The 16,867-nt window shown below is 72.7% G+C and carries 17 protein-coding genes and 1 pseudogene; 9 read left to right on the top strand and 9 right to left on the bottom strand.

The genetic code is table 11. From position 1 onward, the window contains the following. Positions 1 to 50: 50 nt before the first annotated feature. Positions 51 to 182, top strand: a pseudogene (locus tag FHG89_RS09585) (antitoxin); the annotation flags it as partial. Positions 183 to 252: 70 nt separating this feature from the next. On the opposite strand, the gene FHG89_RS09580 reads toward FHG89_RS09585, so the two are convergent. Further along, positions 253 to 858, bottom strand: a complete 606-nt coding sequence (locus FHG89_RS09580) for a hemerythrin domain-containing protein (protein ID WP_139584015.1) — start codon at positions 856 to 858, stop codon at positions 253 to 255. Between the two features lie 171 nt (positions 859 to 1,029). Between FHG89_RS09580 and FHG89_RS09575 the strand changes: the two genes are divergently transcribed. The 8 genes from FHG89_RS09575 to FHG89_RS09540 all read left to right on the top strand — a co-directional run bounded on the left by FHG89_RS09575 (position 1,030) and on the right by FHG89_RS09540 (position 10,271). Next, positions 1,030 to 2,283, top strand: a complete 1,254-nt coding sequence (locus FHG89_RS09575; protein WP_139584014.1) for a cyanophycinase — start codon at positions 1,030 to 1,032, stop codon at positions 2,281 to 2,283. A 203-nt stretch (positions 2,284 to 2,486) separates the two neighbouring features. Beyond that, the gene (locus FHG89_RS09570; protein ID WP_139584013.1) at positions 2,487 to 3,917 is read left to right on the top strand and encodes a pre-peptidase C-terminal domain-containing protein; all 1,431 of its coding nucleotides are present in this window, start codon (positions 2,487 to 2,489) and stop codon (positions 3,915 to 3,917) included. Positions 3,918 to 3,993: 76 nt separating this feature from the next. Continuing rightward, positions 3,994 to 4,923, top strand: a complete 930-nt coding sequence (locus tag FHG89_RS09565) for a MurR/RpiR family transcriptional regulator (protein WP_208760914.1) — start codon at positions 3,994 to 3,996, stop codon at positions 4,921 to 4,923. A 90-nt stretch (positions 4,924 to 5,013) separates the two neighbouring features. Continuing rightward, positions 5,014 to 5,961, top strand: coding sequence for a transporter substrate-binding domain-containing protein (locus FHG89_RS09560; protein ID WP_139584012.1), 948 nt, complete (start codon positions 5,014 to 5,016; stop codon positions 5,959 to 5,961). A 112-nt stretch (positions 5,962 to 6,073) separates the two neighbouring features. Next, complete coding sequence (locus FHG89_RS09555; RefSeq protein WP_139584011.1) at positions 6,074 to 6,925, top strand: amino acid ABC transporter permease; 852 nt, start codon at positions 6,074 to 6,076, stop codon at positions 6,923 to 6,925. After that, positions 6,922 to 7,701 carry an amino acid ABC transporter ATP-binding protein gene (locus FHG89_RS09550; RefSeq protein ID WP_280116058.1) on the top strand — a complete coding sequence of 260 codons (780 nt, stop codon included), beginning with the start codon at positions 6,922 to 6,924 and terminating at the stop codon, positions 7,699 to 7,701. The genes FHG89_RS09555 and FHG89_RS09550 overlap by 4 nt, the downstream gene beginning before the upstream one ends. After that, positions 7,701 to 8,870, top strand: coding sequence for a M20 family metallopeptidase (locus FHG89_RS09545; RefSeq protein WP_139584010.1), 1,170 nt, complete (start codon positions 7,701 to 7,703; stop codon positions 8,868 to 8,870). Before FHG89_RS09550 ends, FHG89_RS09545 begins: the two co-directional genes overlap by 1 nt. 159 nt (positions 8,871 to 9,029) lie before the next feature. Next, positions 9,030 to 10,271 (top strand): FUSC family protein, encoded by a 1,242-nt coding sequence (locus tag FHG89_RS09540; protein WP_244295303.1) that lies wholly within the window; start codon positions 9,030 to 9,032, stop codon positions 10,269 to 10,271. Between the two features lie 10 nt (positions 10,272 to 10,281). On the opposite strand, the gene FHG89_RS09535 is transcribed toward FHG89_RS09540, so the two are convergent. The 8 genes from FHG89_RS09535 to eccB all read right to left on the bottom strand — a co-directional run bounded on the left by FHG89_RS09535 (position 10,282) and on the right by eccB (position 16,723). After that, positions 10,282 to 10,938, bottom strand: coding sequence for a C39 family peptidase (locus tag FHG89_RS09535; protein ID WP_139584008.1), 657 nt, complete (start codon positions 10,936 to 10,938; stop codon positions 10,282 to 10,284). A 218-nt stretch (positions 10,939 to 11,156) separates the two neighbouring features. Next, complete coding sequence (locus tag FHG89_RS09530) at positions 11,157 to 11,564, bottom strand: pyridoxamine 5'-phosphate oxidase family protein (protein ID WP_139584007.1); 408 nt, start codon at positions 11,562 to 11,564, stop codon at positions 11,157 to 11,159. Between the two features lie 31 nt (positions 11,565 to 11,595). Further along, the gene (locus tag FHG89_RS09525; RefSeq protein WP_139584006.1) at positions 11,596 to 11,937 is read right to left on the bottom strand and encodes a YkvA family protein; all 342 of its coding nucleotides are present in this window, start codon (positions 11,935 to 11,937) and stop codon (positions 11,596 to 11,598) included. Positions 11,938 to 11,996: 59 nt separating this feature from the next. Continuing rightward, the gene (locus FHG89_RS09520; protein ID WP_244295301.1) at positions 11,997 to 12,848 is read right to left on the bottom strand and encodes a hypothetical protein; all 852 of its coding nucleotides are present in this window, start codon (positions 12,846 to 12,848) and stop codon (positions 11,997 to 11,999) included. 191 nt (positions 12,849 to 13,039) lie between these two features. Then, positions 13,040 to 13,396, bottom strand: coding sequence for a hypothetical protein (locus tag FHG89_RS09515; protein WP_139584005.1), 357 nt, complete (start codon positions 13,394 to 13,396; stop codon positions 13,040 to 13,042). A gap of 115 nt (positions 13,397 to 13,511) precedes the next feature. Continuing rightward, entirely contained in the window at positions 13,512 to 14,759 is a 1,248-nt protein-coding gene (locus tag FHG89_RS09510) for a WXG100 family type VII secretion target (RefSeq protein ID WP_139584004.1), read from the bottom strand. Further along, positions 14,752 to 15,120, bottom strand: a complete 369-nt coding sequence (locus FHG89_RS09505; protein WP_139584003.1) for a hypothetical protein — start codon at positions 15,118 to 15,120, stop codon at positions 14,752 to 14,754. The genes FHG89_RS09510 and FHG89_RS09505 overlap by 8 nt, the downstream gene beginning before the upstream one ends. 88 nt (positions 15,121 to 15,208) lie before the next feature. Then, positions 15,209 to 16,723 (bottom strand): type VII secretion protein EccB, encoded by a 1,515-nt coding sequence (eccB, locus tag FHG89_RS09500; RefSeq protein WP_139584002.1) that lies wholly within the window; start codon positions 16,721 to 16,723, stop codon positions 15,209 to 15,211. Positions 16,724 to 16,867 lie beyond the last annotated feature (144 nt).

The raw sequence follows: 16,867 nt of genomic DNA, 5'->3' as shown, positions 1-16,867 counted from the left end.
GGCTCGGACGGTCCGGCGGGTGGTTCGCCGGTCCCGGCGTTTGTGCTCCCCGAGTCGACCAGGGTGTGGAGAAGGCCGGCGACATGGCCGACAAGCGCACCGGCGGCAGGTACGACGACCAGATCGACAAGGGCGTGGACCAGGCGCAGGCGCGTACCGGCGAGGGCGATCAGGTCCGTTGACGTGCCGGACGTCTCCCGGGCCGCCGACCCATCGGCGGCCCGGGAGCGTCCTGTGCGGACCGTGCGTCGCTCAGCGCTGCTGGTTCTCGCGTAGCTCGCTCATCGAGGTCGGCCGGCCGCTCAGCGCGTCACGCATCCGGTCGATCATGCCCGTGCCGGGGGCGAGCAGCTTGTTCGCCGGCGGGTGGTCCGGCGCGCCCGGGTGTGGTCGGGTCGGCGCGACCTTCTTGAACGCCGTCACCTTCGCCGCCAGCTCGACCAGCTCCTCCCGGGCCGCCGCGGCGCGGAGCCGGGGGAAGAGGTCGTTCTCCTCGTCCCGCACGTGGTGCCGGATGGTGCCGGTCAGGTGGGCGAGCAACTCGTCGAAGCGGCTGTCGGACGGGTCGACCGACTCCAGGTCCTTCATGGTCCGTTCCGCGTCGGAGTGTTCGGCGATCTCGTGCTCGGCGATCTGGTCGCCGTCGGGCAGCACCTTGCGGGCCGTCGGGTAGACGTACGCCTCCTCGGCGACGGCGTGGCGGACGAGTTCGGCGATCACCACGTCGGCTATCTGGCGGCGGTAATCGGGGGTGCCCTGCCGCGACTCCAACTCGACGAAGAGGCTCTCGACCTCACGATGGTCGGCGACGAGGATGTCGACGACATCCTGGTCGTCGGTGCTCTGTGGGTTGCTCATCTCGTGTCCCCTTACCGGTTGCGGATCGGTGGGTGTGTGGCCCCTGGTACCCCGCACCGGCTGGGCAAACCTACGACCACCGATGGATGGCGTCCGGGACGTTGTCCGCGTCGTTACGCTGCCGTACGCTTCATCCCGGCCCGCCCTCACGGTTTCCAGTGAGGAGCAGTCATGCCCGTGAACCGTCTGCTGACCCTCGGGGTCGCCGCGTGTACGGCGGTCGCGCTGAGCGTCCCGCTGGCTGCGGCGCCAGCCTCGGCCCATCCGTCCCAGTCGCGCGGCGGCAGCCTGGTCCTTGTCGGTGGCGGTCTCGCCGACGACAACGCCGCTGTCTACGGCGACATCGTCCGGCTGGCCGGTGGTGCCGGCAAGGCCCGGATCGGCATCGTCACCGCGGCCGCCCCGGTGCCATCCGAAGACCCGGACGCGGACACGCCGGACTGCAACAACAGCGTCTGCAACGGCGACTACTACGCCAGGCTGTTCCGGAGCTACGGGGTGGCCGACGCGCAGTGGATCCCGATCGACCTGGACCGGCCGGGTGCGGCCGAGGACTCGGCCGTGGTCCGGCAGATCGACTCGATGACCGGCTTCTTCTTCGGCGGCGGCGACCAGTACCGGTACGTCACCACGATGACCCGGGGAGAGTCGCAGCGGGATACCGCCGCGCTGGCGGCGGTTCGGCGCAAGCTTCGCGGCGGCGCGGTGGTCGCCGGCACCAGCGCGGGCGCGCAGATCATGGCCGGCCGCGACATGATCACCGGAGGTTCCACCGAGCCGGGCCTGCGCGACGGTGCCCGGCCGGGCTACTTCGAGGACGCCGGCGTCCTGGCCTACCTGCCCCGGGGCGGTTTCGGTTTCTTCACCGACGGGTTGCTCGACACGCACTTCTCCCGGCGGGGTCGGGAGGGTCGGTCGATCCGGCTGGCTTCGGACACTGGGCACCACCGGGTGTTCGGCCTGGACGAGGACACCGCGTTGGAGGTGACCGGGGTCGGCACGCGCCGGCAGTCGCTGCGTGTTCTCGGCACGCGGGGGGTGAGCGTGCTCGACCTGCGCCGGGCGCGGGTCGCGGGGTCGGCCGTCTGGGGCATCGAGGGGGTGCGGTGGACCCGGCTCACCACGGGTGACCGGTACCGGTCGGACCGCTGGCAGCCGGTGATCGCGCCGGGCAAGCGACGGGTGGCGCCGGCCGCCGGCGCGTGCACCGTGCCGACCTCGGACGACGTCTTTTACGACTACGCACTGGTCGGGCTCGCCGAGGGGCTTGTCGACCAGGCCGGTTGCGCGTCAACGTCGGGCACGTCGTACGAGAAGGACCCGCAGTTCGCCGCCGAGGTGACCCGGGGTCGTGGGTTCGCCGGTTACCGGCTGGGCTCGACGACCTCGTTCGTCGACGCGGTGATCGGCATCAGCCCGGTCTGATCGGGGGTTCGGCCCACCGAGCGGGCGCCACCACAAGCGGTATGACTCTGCGTCATAGATATGACGTGGAGTCATACCGCGCGTCCGCCGATGCCGGCCGGTCCGGCATTCGTCACGTAGTTGTAACAGAGATTACGTATTGAGCAGCGAAGGCGGTGGATGTAACTTCTGTTTCATCGAACAGCGGCCCCTCGGAGGTGCCCATGTCCCTTTCCCGCAACCCCATCCGCAGGCGCGTCGCGGTGCTCGTCACCGCAGCCACCCTGCTGACCGTCGCACCGATCGGGGTGACCGCCGCGCAGGCCCAGGTCACCCGGGTTCGCCAGGGGAGTTCGGCGGACGTCAGTCGAGCCAGCTGGTCCGGCCCGGCGTACACCATGAACGGCTCGGGCGGCGTCATCACCGCGACGATGAACCAGGCGATCAGCGCCATCCGCGGCGGCTCCGGCTCGATCGACGTGGTGGTCGTCGCCGGCTCGGGCTCCGGCACCCCGGAATGTGACGTGATCACCGGGCTGAGTGGCGTCAACTCCTGCACCACGCTCACCCTCACCGCCGCCAGCGACGGCAACAACAGCCAGGTCAACACCGACATCCGTAACGCCGAGTTCGTCTACTTCGCGGGTGGCGACCAGTGCCGGTACGTGGCGTGGAAGGGCACCGCGCTGGAGGCGTCCGTCGAGACGGTGGTGGCCAAGGGCGGCGGCGTCGGCGGCGGCAGCGCCGGGCACCACGTCAACAGCGACATCGTGTACGACGCCTGCGGCGGCAGCGCCACCTCGGCCATCGCCCTCGACGATCCGTACGACTCGTCGATGACCTTCACCACCGGCATGTTCCGCTGGCCGAACTACGCCGACACCGTCAACGACTCGCACTTCGTCACCCGGGACCGGATGGGCCGGCTCATGGCCTTCGTGGCGCGTTCCATCAAGGACGGTCGTACCAGCGGCGGCAAGGCTTGGGGAGTGGGCGTCGAGGAGGGTGCCTCGCTCTTCATCGACCGCAACGGACTGGCCACCCTCAGCGGCCCCAGCGCGTACGTCGTGCTCGGCGACCATCAGCCGGAGGTGGCCAGCTCCGGCCAGCCCCTGACCTACTCCAACTTCAAGATCTGGAAGCTCACCAGCGGCCAGACCTACAACTTCGCCAACCGGCCGACCTGCGGCTACTACCTCAAGAGCGTCACCAACGGGGTGGCCAGCGGCAGCCTGTACAGCGGCACGCCGGTCACCGACTGCTCCACCCCGCCGCCGGGCGGTGGAGCAAGCTACGCCGAGGTGGAGGCCAACGACTCCCGCACCACGGCCAACGACGTGACCGGCCGCAGCTACCCGCTGACCGTCACGGGAGACATGAAGAGCGGCAGTGACCGGGACTACTTCGCGGTCAGCCTCGCCAGCGGCCAGACGCTGTCGGTGACCTGCGCGGTGCCCACCGCGTACGACGCCGATCTCTACCTGCTCAGCTCCACCGGGAGCACGCTCGCCCGGTCGGTCAACGACGGCGCCGGCACCGACGAGGCGGCGTCCACCACCCGCACCGCGTCCGGCTCGGCGACCTACTACGTCGAGGTGGAGGCGTACTCGGGTTCGGGCAGCGCCGACTACAGCTGCACCGTCACGAAGTCCTGACCGAGCGTGGATCGAGGGGCGGCGCGGGCGTGTTCGGTGCGTCCGCGCCGTCTCGGGCCACGGTTAGGCTCAGCGCGTGTCGACCTCCGATCACGCCGCCCAGCCGGCGGCGTCGTACCCCAGCGGTTCTGATACCGACGGCGCCGAGCCGACGGCCGTCGGGGTGGCCGCCCTGATCCGCCAGCGCCTCGGTGAGTGCAGCCCCGCCGAGCGACGGGTGGCGCGGGCGCTGCTCGCCGCCTATCCGGCGGCCGGGCTGGGCACGGTGGCCGCCCTGGCCGAGCGCGCCGAGGTGAGTGCCCCGACCGTGTTGCGTTTCCTGAGCCGTCTCGGCTTCGGTGGTTACCCGGAGTTCCAGCGCGCGCTGCGCGACGAGCTGACCGAACGCGAAACCTCGCCCCTTACCGCGTACCGGGCGGCGGAACGCACCGGGGAGCCGCCGGCGGGCGCGCTGGCCCGGGCCGCGGCGCGGCTGCCCGAGGCGGTCAGCCGCACGCTCGTCGAGCTTCCGCAGGGCGAGTTGGACGCGGCGGCCCGGCTCCTCGCCGACCAGCAGTCGCGCGTCACCGTGGCTGGCGGCCGGTTCTCCCGACTGCTCGCCCACTACCTGGTGCTGCACCTGATGCAGGTGCGCGGGGGCAGCCGGCTGTTGCCGGCCAGCCCGGTGGAGCGCACCGACATGCTTGTCGACATGGGCCGGCGCGACCTGGTCGTGCTCTTCGACTTCCGGCGTTACGAGGAACCGACGCTGGCGTTGGCCCGGGAGGTGACCGCGCGCGGCGCCCGGGTGGTGCTGTTCACCGACCGGTGGCTGTCCCCGGTGGCCGGTCTGGCCGAGGTGGTGCTGCCCGGCCGGGTTGAGTCGCCATCGCTGTACGACAGCTTCGTGCCGGCGCTGGCCTTGGTGGAGACGGTGGTGGCGGCGGTCATCGATCGGCTCGGACCGGTCGCGGGCACCCGTCTGAAGGCGATGGAGCAGGCGCAGCAGGAGTTCGGTATCGGCTGACGGTCGTTACAGAAAACTGTAACCCCACAGAAATAGTAATGTGCGTTACAGTCCGGGTGCTGGTTCGTCTGGCACCCGGAAGGACACCCCATGCGCATCCGTCAGCTCGCCATGGCCACCACGGCCACGGCTCTCCTCGCCGTCACCGCAGGCTGCGGTGGCAGTTCCTCCACGGCCGCCGGCTCCGGCGGCAAGGTCCCGACCATCACCGTCACGATCGAGGGCGTCGGCCCCATCAGCACCGACGCCAACCTCGCCAAGAAGGTCCCCGCCGACCTGCGCGGCCGCGGCACGGTCACAGTCGCCACGAACGCCCCCTACGAGCCGTTCATCGACTTCAAGCAGGAGGGCCGGACCGACGAGTTCAAGGGTCTCGACTACGACCTCTTCCTCGCCGCCTCCGCCCGACTCGGCATCAAGGCCACCTTCACCCAACAGCCCTTCGACGGGTTGGTGCCCGGCCTGCAGGCCGGCAAGTACGACGCCATCGCCGGTGGCATCACCGACAAGAAGGAGCGCCAGCAGGTCGCGACCTTCGTCGACTACTCCGCCTCCGGCACCGGCTTCCTCGTCAAGACCGGCAACCCGCTCGGCGTCAAGACCGTCGTGGACCTCTGCGGGCGCAAGGTCGCCGTGCAGAAGGCCAGCAACCAGGCCAAGAACCTCGCCGCGTACTCCACGGAGAGCTGCGCCGGCAGGGCCATCGAGGTCAAGGAGTACCCGGAGAACCCGCAGGCGGTGCAGGCCCTGATCGCCGGCAACGTCGAGGTGGTCGCCGCCACCCGGGTCAACCTGGTCGACACCGCCGGCACGCTCGCGGGCAAGGCCGACCTGGTGGACGACCCGTCCGCCCCCAACGGCTGGCTCGCCAGCCCCAACGGCTTCGGCTTCCTCAAGAGCAAGAAGGACGTCGCCGAGGCGTACCGGGCCGCCGTGCAGTCGCTGATCGACGACGGCAGCTACGCCAAGATCCTCGGCCAGTGGAAGCAGACCCCGATCGCCGTCAAGCAGGCCACGATCGACCAGGCCATCGACTGATCCCAGCGGACACGACCCCCTGAACTGCGGTCGCCGGGTGCCCTTCCCACCGTGAGGGCGGGCCGGCAGGACGCCCGGCGACCGCCGCACCGTTCCCGCAGGAGGCACTGCATTGAGCGAGACCCAGACCGTACGGGTGGTCCCCGTGCGGCACTACGGTCGCTGGCTGACCGCGCTGCTCGTGGTCGGACTGGCGGCCCTGTTCCTCCGGGCACTGCTGGACAGCCCGAACCTCGAACCCGCCACCATCGGCGACTACCTGTTCAAGGACTACATCCTCGACGGCGTGGTCACCACGCTCTGGCTGACCCTGCTGGCGATGGTGCTCGGCACCGTCGGCGGCGTCCTGCTCGCCGTCATGCGGCTGTCGCCCAACCCCGTGCTGAGGGCGGTCTCCTGGGCCTTCATCTGGGTCTTCCGGGGCACGCCGCTGCTCGTGCAGATCATCTTCTTCGGCTTCCTCGGCGCGCTCTTTCCCCGGCTGACGCTCAGCCTGCCGTTCACCGGCACCGTCCTGTTCGACCAGCCCACCAGCGTGGTGGTCACCGGCACCGTCGCCGCCGTCCTGGCCCTGTCGCTCAACGAGATGGCGTACGCCGCCGAGGTCATCCGGGGTGGCATCCTCGCCGTCGACGGCGGCCAGACCGAGGCAGCCGCGGCGCTCGGCATGAGCCCGGCGCTCACCCTGCGCCGGGTGGTGCTGCCCCAGGCGATGCGGGTCATCATTCCGCCGATGGGCAACGAGACCATCACCATGCTCAAGTCCACAGCCCTGGTCTCGATCATCGCCGGGCGGGACCTGATGACCGCCGTGCAGACCGTCTACCAGGGCAACTACAAGGTGATCCCGCTGCTGGTCGTCGCCGCGATCTGGTACCTGGCGCTGGTGAGTCTGCTCTCCGCCGGGCAATGGGCGATCGAACGGCGATTCGGGCGCGGGTTCAGCCGAGGAGGAGTGCGATGACGGTCGCCGAACGGGTCCCACCCATGGTCCGGGCCGAGTCGGTCACCAAACGGTACGGCCCCATCGAGGTGCTCAGGGGCATCGACCTCGCTGTGGCACCCGGCGAGGTGGCCTGCCTGCTCGGCCCCTCCGGCTCGGGCAAGTCCACGTTCCTGCGCTGCATCAACCACCTCGAACGGATCGACGGCGGCCAGCTCTGGGTCGACGGCGAGCTGGTCGGCTACCGGCGCAGCGGCGACAAGCTCTACGAGTTGAAGGCCCGCGAGGTGGCCCGGCGCCGCCGGGACATCGGCATGGTGTTCCAGCGGTTCAACCTCTTCCCACACCTGACCGCCCTCGGCAACGTGATCGAGGCCCCGGTCCGGGTGCTCGGCACCGCCCGGGAGGCGGCCCGCGCCGAGGCGCAGCGGCTGCTCGAGCGGGTAGGGCTGGCGGAGAAGGCGAACGCCTACCCCGGGCAGCTGTCCGGCGGGCAGCAGCAGCGGGTGGCGATCGCCCGCGCGCTGGCCATGCACCCGAAGCTGATGCTCTTCGACGAGCCCACCTCGGCGCTCGACCCCGAGCTGGTGGGTGACGTGTTGGACGTGATGAAGGGCCTCGCCGCCGACGGGATGACGATGATCGTGGTGACCCACGAGATGGGCTTCGCCCGCGAGGTGGCCGACTCGGTGGCCTTCCTCGACGGCGGAGTGGTCGTCGAGGCCGGCCCGCCGGCGGAGGTGCTGGGCAACCCACGGCACGACCGCACCCGCGCCTTCCTGGACAAGGTGCTCTGATGGACCCGCTGCTCACCGCCGCCGGCGACAGGCTCACCGCGTACCACGAGCGGTTGGCCCAACTGGTCGGCATCGACTCCGGGTCCGGGCAGGTCGACGGGCTGCGTGCCGCCGCCGATCTCGTGCAGACCTGGTGCCTGACCGCCGGCCTGGCGGTCGAACGGGAACCCGTCGCCGACCCCACCGGCACACCGCTGGGCGACGTGCTGATCGCCCGCCGACGCGGACACGGCACCCGCCGGATCCTGCTCGCCGGCCACCTGGACACGGTGTTCCCGCCGGGCACGGCAGCCGCCCGCCCGTTCCGGGTGCAGGACGGGCGGGCGTACGGCCCGGGGGTGAGCGACGACAAGGGCGGCGTACTCGCCGGGCTGGCCGCGATCGAGGTGCTGACCAGGCTGGAGCTGGCCGAGTACGGCGAGCTGATCCTGGTCTGCACCCCCGACGAGGAGATCGGCTCGCCCGGCAGCCGGACCCTGCTGCGTGACCTCGGAGCGCAGGTCGACGTCGCGCTCTGCCTGGAGTGCGCCAGGGACAACGGCGACCTGGTCTCCGCCCGCAAGGGTGTCGCGGATCTTGAGGTGACCCTGCGCGGCCGGGCGGCGCACGCCGGCATCGAGCCGGAGCGCGGCGCCAACGCGCTGCTCGCCGCGGCCCGGCTGACCGTCGCGCTGGACGGGCTCAACGACCGCTGGGCCGGTGTGACGGTGAACGTCGGCCACCTGGACGCAGGGGACCGGCCGAACGTGGTCGCCGACCGAGCCCGGATGCTCGTCGACCTGCGCGCCTGGCGCACCGGCGAGTACGAGGCGGCGCTGGCCGAGATCCGTCGGCTGGTGGCCGTGCCGACCGTCTCCGGGGTCCGGGCCGAGGTGTCCGTGCACGCACCCACCCCGCCCTGGGAACCACGCCCGGCAGACCGTCGCCTCACCGAACTGGCGGCGAAGGTGGGGGCGGGGCTCGGCGTACCGGTGTCACACACCGCCACCGGCGGGTGTGCCGACGCGAACCTGCTGGCCGAGGCGGGCGCGGCGGTGCTGGACGGTCTCGGCCCGGTGGGCGGCGCGGACCACAGCCCGTCGGAGTGGCTGGACCTGGATTCCGTAGTGCCCCGCACCGCCCTGCTGGCCGGCCTGATCGACCAGGTCAGCCGGGACGGCGGTGGCTGACCTACGGCTGGTGCGGCCGGTGCCGGTGGGGCGGAGGGGCACGATTGGACGGACGGCCCCGGGGTAACCGCCGCCATGGCCGACGACCGCCCACCAGCCGACCGTGACCGGTCACGGCTCGGCGAGGCCGCCGATCGCAGCGGCCAGACAGTTGATCGGGTGTGGCACCGCAGCGGGCAGGCCAGCCGGATCCGGGCCCGGCAGTGGGAGGTCACCCTGGTAATCGCCGTCCAGGCCGGGCTGGCCGCGGCGCTCGCCGCCCTGATCGCCCAGCACTTCCTCGGCCCCGGGGCGCACGTCTTCGCTCCCGCCGCCGCTGTCGGTACGATCGCCACCGCCATCGGCCAGCGGGCCCGACGAACCTTCGAGCTGCTGTTCGGCGTCGGCCTGGGCATCGTCATCGGCGACGCGCTGCGCTTCCTTATCGGCTCCGGGCCGTGGCAGACCGGCGTGGTCGTCGCCCTGGCCATCGCCAGCGCCCTCCTGGTGGCCGGTAAGGGCGGACCGTTGGTCGGCCAGGCTGGCGGTACCGCCGTACTGATCGCCACGCTGGCCCCGATGCAACGTGGCCTGGAGCTGCCCCGGATCTTCGACGCGCTCGTCGGCGGCGCGGTCGGCCTCCTGGTGGTCGCGCTGCTCCTGCCCATCAACCCGATACGGGTGCTCGACCGCGCCGCCGCGCCGATCTTCGCGGTCCTGCGCGAGCAACTCGCCGAGCTGGCGGAGGCGGTACGGCGGCGCGACGTCGACCGGACGCAGGGTGTTCTGGAGCGGCTTCGCGGCACCGAGGGCGACGTGGGGCGCCTGAACGACTCGCTGAGTGGGGCGGAGGAGGTGGTCACCATCGCGCCGGCACGCTGGCACCGCCGTCAACAGTTCCACCGGTACGCCCGCAGCGCGTCGCACCTGGAGCGGCTGCTGCTGGACAGCCGCGCGCTGGCCCGCTGGTCGACGACCGCCCTGCAGTACGACGAGCCGATTCCGGCGGAGCTGCCGGACGCGATCGCCCGGCTGGGACAGGCGGTGGCGGAGATGCGGACTGAGTGCCGGGTCGGCGAGACCCCGCGGTGCACCCGGAAGGCGGTCGAGGAGTGTGCCGAGCTGGCCGGACGGGCAGCCGCAATCGGGGTCAAGTCGTTCGGCGACGCCCTCGTCACCGGCCTGCGCACCGCGTCCAGCGACCTGCTCCGGGCGGCAGGGTGCGAGCCCGACGACGCCAACCGGATCGTGCGCAGGGCGGCCGGCGTCGGCGAGGCGGCCATCGCCCCGCCGACCCGACGCCATCTGCACCACGCCCGGCCGACTCGGGCCGCCCGGGCGCGTCGGCGAGCGCACCTCGCGACCCGTCGGCGCGACGACGACAGGGCCGGCCTCTCCGCGCGGAAGAGACCGGCCCGGTGAACCGTCAGGGTCAGGAGGAGTAGCCGCGCTCGGCGATCCAGTTGGCGACCTTCGGCAGGCTCATCCAGTACTCGCCGAGCGCCGGGTCGGCCGGGTCGGCGACCCGGATGGTGTCCCCGCCGTCGCGGTAGCCGACGAGGGTCAGATAGTGACCCCCCTCGTACGAGTGCGGGTTGCCGTCGGTGTCCACGGTCGTGCCCTTGATGTTGGCCACCACCGGTCGACCGGCGTCCACCGCTGCCAGCACATCCCGGCGCAGCTGCTCGACCTGGTCGGGGCGGGCCACCGCGTCACGGATCTCGGTGGTCCGGTACCCGCCGCCGGTCAGCTCGTTGAGCACCCGCGTGGTGTCCAGGGCCGAGGGGGTGCCCGCCTCGGTGGTGCCCAGCAGCTTGGCCACGTCGTCCTGGGAGACCGCCTTGCCCTGCGCGGACAACGCGATCCGGGTCGCGGCCGGACCGCAGTAGTAGAAGTTCGGCTGGGCCTGGTAGTCGATGCCGAGGATCCGCTCGGCGGACCGGTCGTGCTGGCCGCCCCGCTCGACCGTCGAGGTCGGGTTGACCTGCACCGGTGCGGCCTGTGCGGCCATCGCGGGACCGAGCGCGCACCCGCCGGCGACAAGCAGGCCGGCAACGGACACACCGCTCTTCTGGAGGATCGGATTCATTGTCGAGTCTCCGTTCGGGGGTTGGTGCCTCCGGTCGGCGGAGGCAGCAGCACCGGGAATGGCGCTCGGCTCACCATGAGGCGATGACCCGCGGCGGCTCTCGGCCGTGGGCGTACCGGATGCAACGGCTGCTCGGTGACCCGGATTCCTCGCTCTGGGTGCGACCGGTCACGGCCGGCCGGCGAAACCGGTCAGACGGGCGAAGACCGTACGGACGGTCAGAGACTGCCCAGCAACCCCGTCACGGTGATCTCGATGACCACCCGCTCCGGGTTGGGACGAGGCACCCGGTACCGCTCGGCGTAGCGGCGCTCCGCCTCCGCCACGGCGGCCCGGTCCGAGCGGAGCACCGCCCGACCCTCGATGGTCAGCCAGCGGCGCCCGTCGACGTGACAGAGGGCCACCGGAGTGCCGGCCGCGCCGGCGGCGGCCACCTGCCGGGCCTTGCGCGAGGTGCCCGAGGTGATCACCCGGGCCAGGCCGGCCTCCGGGTCGAGGGTGACGCCTACCGGCACCACGTGCGGAGTGCCGTCGGCGCGCAGGGTGGTAAGCGTCGCGAGGTGCCGTTCGGCGCAGAAGGCTGTGACACGAGCGTCGTGTACGTCCAGCCGATGATCGCCCGCCATGCCCGTCCCCCGTCCACCGAACCGACCCCGATCATGGCACGCGGCGGCGCGCGTGGTCCGGGTCCGACGGAGAGTCCGGCTGCCCCGGCAGTTGGCGACCTGCCGCCCGGCGCTGGTGCACCAGCCGGGTCAGATAGATCAGCGCGCCGGCCAGGACACCCATGTCGTCCAGGTAGATCGGATCGGGGAGCAGGTCGATCGGGAAGATCGTGTAGATCAGGGCCCCGTAGAAGGCGACCTTGCCACCCGCGCCGAGCCCGGCCAGCAAACGCCGGGTCCGCACCACCCGGACCGCCAGCAGCACCGCGCCGACCAGTGTGGCGATCGCCAGGAGGCCAGCGATCACCACGAGCACCCACGCCTCACGGGACATGCCGCCACGCTAACCCACCACCGGGCCACGGCGTCGGAGCCGCCCAGCGGCGATGTCGATCAGTACGCCGGCACCGCCGCGCGGCCCCGGGCGACCACCTGGTTCTCGCGGGTCTGCTCGACCGGCCGGCCGACCTCGCTCAGCGGCAGCACCGAGGCCGACTCCGCCACCCGTCGACCGCTCGCCGCGTGGGCCTCCTCTCGCAGGTTGCGAGCCGCCGCGACCGCGAGTTCCGCCGCCCGCCAGGCGGCCTGCTCCCGCTCACGGGCAGCGGCGTGCCGAGCCGCCAGGTTGTCCCGGATCGCCCGCTGCAACACCAGCTCCTGCTCGACCGGGTGCCGCCGCGGATCCCAGCCGGCACGGTGCGCGAACACGTCACTGAGCTGCTCCACCGACAACTCCCGCCGCCAGTACGCGTCAAGCGCCGCCCGGTGCAGGTAGCGCTCGCGGTCCGCGTACTCGGCCGGGGTGCGGGCCGTGTGGGGCAGCGGCATGGCCGCCGCCGCGTCGAGACGCCGGACGGCCGCCTCGGCCGCCTCGTACGCCTGCCAGGCGGCCTCGACTTCGTCCTGCGCGGCCACCCACTCCGTCCGGCGGCGCTGGGCGGTGGTGGTGGCCCGCTCGGCGGCAACCCCGATCTCCTGTGCGTAGCGGCTCTGCTCGCGCTCCTGCTGAACCTGTTCGAGGTGGCTCGGCATGGCCGCGCGGCGGATCCGGGCCGCCGGGTCGAGGCGGAGACGGCCGGGCCGCAGCAGCAGGGTGGCGACGGTGACCGCGACGAGCCCGAGCAGGCTCAGCCAGATGGCGGCGGCCCGGGGTACGTCGGGCAGGACGGCGGAGAGGACGGTCTGCATGATCAGCACCTCGCGGTCGAATGGCGGGTAGCGGCGGGCGGTGGACGGGATCTCCACGGCCGCGGCCGGATCGAAGCCGGACGGTCGAGCGGATGGCTGGGCCGCGCGTTGGGCTGGGTCACCGCTGTCCGGTGCCCGGCGGGCCGGTCACCGATCGGTGCCGTCCGGCGGGTGCGGGGGCTGTCAGGCCCCGACGGGTGACCCGGGCCGGGCCGCAGGAGCAGCCGCGGGCCGATGGTCGGCCGAGGTCAGCGGGTCGGCGGACCGCGTCGGGAGTGGACGCCACGGCCGGGATCGACGGCCGGCGCGTACTCCGGGCGCACGGCGACCGGGGTCACCGCCGTGGGGTTGTCGACCGCGCCCGACGGCGGGGAGGCGACCGGTCGGCTCGCCTGCTCCGCGCTGCCGGCTGCCGGTCGGAGAGTGTCCACCCGGCTGCTCACGGCGCTGGGCCGTGGCTGCGTCGGGGCGGGGGGTGACGTGGCGGCGAGGGCGCCGCCGAGGCCGACCGCGAGCACCAACGCGGTGACCGCCAGCCGGGTCAGCTCCCGCAGCGACCGCAGCACTGCCAACCGGGCTGGGCGGACGGAGGCTGCGGAGGACACCCCACCAACCTATCGTCCGTCCCGGCCCGGCGCAGCTCGACCAGGACGCTCTCCGCAGTGACAGCCACCACCTGGGCACTGTGGACGGTGTCACCGGGACGGGGACGCCCGGATGTCAGTCGTTGGTGCCGAGCACCGGGGGCGCGGCGGCCCCACCCTCCCGCCACACCATCTCGTCCTCGGTGAGCCAGGTGAGCCGCTCGTCGGACTCGTCTTCGCCGGGGCGCCCGCGCCCGCCGAGCAGCCCTGGACGGTTCGCCCCGCCCGCCGCGCGGCCGGTGCCGTCCGTACGCCGGCCGTCGATGCTGCGCCCGATGCCACTGGCGGAGCGGTTGTCGGTCGGGGCCGGCGCCGAGGCCGGCCGGGCCGACGTGGTGGGCGTGCTGCCCGAGCTGGCCAGTGCGGAGGTGCGGAGCACCCCACCGGCCGGGGCGCCGCCCTGGGCGCCGAAGAGCAGACCTGGACCGGTGGTGCCGGCGGGCACGGCGGCGGGCCCGGACAGGCCGGCCAGACCCGCGGCGCCGCCCGCCAGCAGAGCGCCGCCGACCAGCGGGTCCGCGCCGGCGAGAACGGTGCCGCCGCCTGCGGTGTCGTCCCCGACGGTGACCACGCCCGGGGTGTCGCCGGTGCCCCCCTGCACGGGCGGGGCGCCGTCGCCGACGACCGGCGCCGGGTCGGCCCCGCCGGGCGTCGCGATGGTCGCGTCGCCGGTGCGGGCGGTGTGGCCGCTGATGGTGGGCGCGGCGGTGGCCGGTGCCGTGTGCGGCGTGCTGCGGGGCGCCGTCCTGTCGTCGTCGGCGGTCTTCGGCGTGTCCGGCGGAGGCGGAGGCGGGTCGACCACCCGGTCGTACGCGGACAGGTCGTAACCGGCGGCCAGCTCGGCCACCACGTTCACCATCCGCTGGTGGGCCTTCTCCTGCTCCTCCTTGTCCTGCTGGTGGCCGAGGATGCCGCCGATCACGGCGCCGGGCAGGCCGAAGGCGCTGCCGCGCAGGGCGCCGTTGACCAGCTGGTCGTTGTCGTCGGTCTCTTCCGGGCTCTCCACCTGCTTGTGTGCGGTGCGCAGCTGGCCGGCCATCATCGTGAGCGCCTGCTTGACGCCGGCCATCCCCTCGCCGAGCGCGTCGGAGTGCACGGCGATCAGCCCCACCCGGCGCTGGAACTCCTGGCCCGCCGCACCCGTCCAGGTGTTGCCGAGCTTTTCGAGGTCGCCGCTCAGCTCCCGGCCGAGGCCGTCCAGGATGCCCTTGAGCGAGGCCCACTGGGCGGCCACGCCCTCGATCTGCTCCGGCTTGCCCGCCATGACGGCGTCGTACAGCTCCTGGTGGCTGCGGCCCTCGTAGCGCTGGGTGTACTCAGACACGCCCGTCCCCCTTCGGCTCCAACGCCTGCTGGACGCCGGTCAACGCGGCGGTGATGTCGGTGGCGTTTGCCGCGTTCCGCGCCTCGGCGGTGCGGTAGTTGGCCAGGATCGTGCCGGTGGCCTGCTGTGCCGCCAGCACGGCCTGCCGCAGGCGTTCGGCCTGCTCGACGTAGGACTGGTGGACGGCGCTGTAGCGACGCGCGTTGTCGGTGGCGTCGGTGAACGAGCCCAACGCCGGTGGCCGGCACTGCATCTCGGTGTTGAGCTTGCGCAGCACCGACTCGGCTTGGCTCAGCCGGGCGGCCAGGTTCTTGTGGAAGTCCTCAAAGGACAGCAGGTCGACTTCCGTGCGCCCGGTCATGGCAACATCCCCGTCGTTCTGGTTGACAACCGTCAGCGGATCCCAGGTTAGTCCACCGCCGCGATCCCGGGCGACCCGTGGATGCGGCTCAACCGTCGGCGTCGGTCGATGCGGCCGGCGGGCCCCCGCCGGCACCACCGTTCGAGGACGTGCCGCTGGCGGATGGGCTCGGGGCGGTCGTGGTGGGCCCTTCGCCCTCGGGGGCGAAGAAGGCCGCCGCGTCCTCCGGGTCCAGAGTGGGCCCGGTGGGGATCAGGGCGAGCAGCGCGCCGGGCACGGCGAGCGGGGTGACCCCCGCGTAGCCGAGCACGGCCAGCGTCTCGGTCGACGCGAGCGGGTACCGGACGCCCTGCGGGCTGATCAGGTAGACCGTCGATCCGGCCGCGCCGGAACCGCTGGTCCCGGCGCCGGGCGCGGCCTGCGCGAGGACGCCCTTACCGCCGGGCAGCAGGACCGCCTCGGCGGTGCGTACCGCGTCCCGGGCGGTCTGGCGCACCGGCACCGGACCGGGATCGGTCGCGGTCAGCTCCGCCGGCGCCCGGTCGAAGACCTCCAGCGTGGTGACCGGCGGGCCGCCGCCGGTGCCCGCCCGGTACGTCGCGCACAGCGTGGTCTGCCCCACGCGGGCCGGGTACAGGGTCGGCAGCGTCTCCGGCAGGCCGTCCTCCTCCACCCGCTGCTCGGTCAGCAGCCGGCCGGCCTGGTCCGGCGTGATCTCGGTGATCTGACCACCACCGCTGATCATCAACAGGGCGGTGATCTCGGTGATCGAGACGAGCCCCTCGCGGGTCAGCACGTAGTAGCGGCCGGCGGCCTGGAAGACCTGGCCGATGGTGGACGGCCGGTCGCCGACGCTCAGCCCGCTCCGGTCGCCCTCGCCGGGCAACGTCGGCTTGCGCAGGGCAGGCCCGGCCGGTACGGCGTTGAGCAGCTGTTGCCCGACGCGCAGCTGCGTGGCGTTCGGCATCCGCAGCGCCGCGATCGTCTGGTCGCCGCCGAGCACCTGGAGCCGGGCGTCGCCGGTCAGTAGGTACCGCTGACCGTCCATAGTGACCAGTACGGCCCGGTCGCCGAGCGGCACGCCACCGGGCAGCGCCCGGTCGATGACGACCCGGGTCCTGGACCGCTGTGGGTCGGTCGGGTCCGGCACGTCGCAGACCGACCAGGGCAGCCCGGTCAACGACTTGCGGTCCGGCAACGCGTCCGGGGCGCCGACGATGCCGAGCGTACGACCACGCGGGCGGTCCCGCAGCGACGCCTGGGACATCGTCCGCACCGTCGGGTCCGCCACGTTCAGGATCAGCCGCGCGGAGGTGTAGTTGAGGGCCGGGTACAACTGCCCGCCCACGAACACGTACGTCGCGCCGGTCTCCCGTTCGATGACAAGCGTCTTGTCCTCAAGCGGCGCGGTGTTGCCGGTCAACTGACCGTAGGCGCCCACACCCCCGAGCACCACCGCGGCGGCGATCACGCTGCCGAAGACCGCCATGCCGAGCCGTCGCATCGGCAGGTTTGTGGTCTCCGGATCGCCCGACAGCAGTGCGGAGACGATCCGGCGGGTGACGAAGCGGTACGCCTGCACCTGATCGCGGCGGGTCCGCATGACTTACCTCCGGCGGGGTGGATCCGCGACGATGTCCTCGGGGTGCCGTCGCGGGCTTCCCTACGATAAGGGGCCGACGGCGGGTCTTCGGGGCCACCGCCCGTGGCCGGCACCGGACCGGCCCGGCGCAGAGCCGTACCGTGC

This window comes from Micromonospora orduensis (assembly GCF_006228125.1).
Lineage (GTDB): Bacteria > Actinomycetota > Actinomycetes > Mycobacteriales > Micromonosporaceae > Micromonospora > Micromonospora orduensis.
Note: the sequence above shows the minus strand (reverse complement) of the source record. Positions and strands in the feature narration are given on the sequence as shown.

Coding starts and splice junctions, on each gene's coding strand:
- FHG89_RS09525 (WP_139584006.1), bottom strand. CDS start 11,937: ATGTCCCGTGAGGCGTGGGTGCTCGTGGTGATCGCTGGCCTCCTGGCG.
- FHG89_RS09560 (WP_139584012.1), top strand. CDS start 5,014: ATGCGCATCCGTCAGCTCGCCATGGCCACCACGGCCACGGCTCTCCTC.
- FHG89_RS09545 (WP_139584010.1), top strand. CDS start 7,701: ATGGACCCGCTGCTCACCGCCGCCGGCGACAGGCTCACCGCGTACCAC.
- FHG89_RS09575 (WP_139584014.1), top strand. CDS start 1,030: ATGCCCGTGAACCGTCTGCTGACCCTCGGGGTCGCCGCGTGTACGGCG.
- FHG89_RS09530 (WP_139584007.1), bottom strand. CDS start 11,564: ATGGCGGGCGATCATCGGCTGGACGTACACGACGCTCGTGTCACAGCC.
- FHG89_RS09505 (WP_139584003.1), bottom strand. CDS start 15,120: ATGACCGGGCGCACGGAAGTCGACCTGCTGTCCTTTGAGGACTTCCAC.
- FHG89_RS09570 (WP_139584013.1), top strand. CDS start 2,487: ATGTCCCTTTCCCGCAACCCCATCCGCAGGCGCGTCGCGGTGCTCGTC.
- FHG89_RS09550 (WP_280116058.1), top strand. CDS start 6,922: ATGACGGTCGCCGAACGGGTCCCACCCATGGTCCGGGCCGAGTCGGTC.
- eccB (WP_139584002.1), bottom strand. CDS start 16,723: ATGCGGACCCGCCGCGATCAGGTGCAGGCGTACCGCTTCGTCACCCGC.
- FHG89_RS09535 (WP_139584008.1), bottom strand. CDS start 10,938: ATGAATCCGATCCTCCAGAAGAGCGGTGTGTCCGTTGCCGGCCTGCTT.
- FHG89_RS09580 (WP_139584015.1), bottom strand. CDS start 858: ATGAGCAACCCACAGAGCACCGACGACCAGGATGTCGTCGACATCCTC.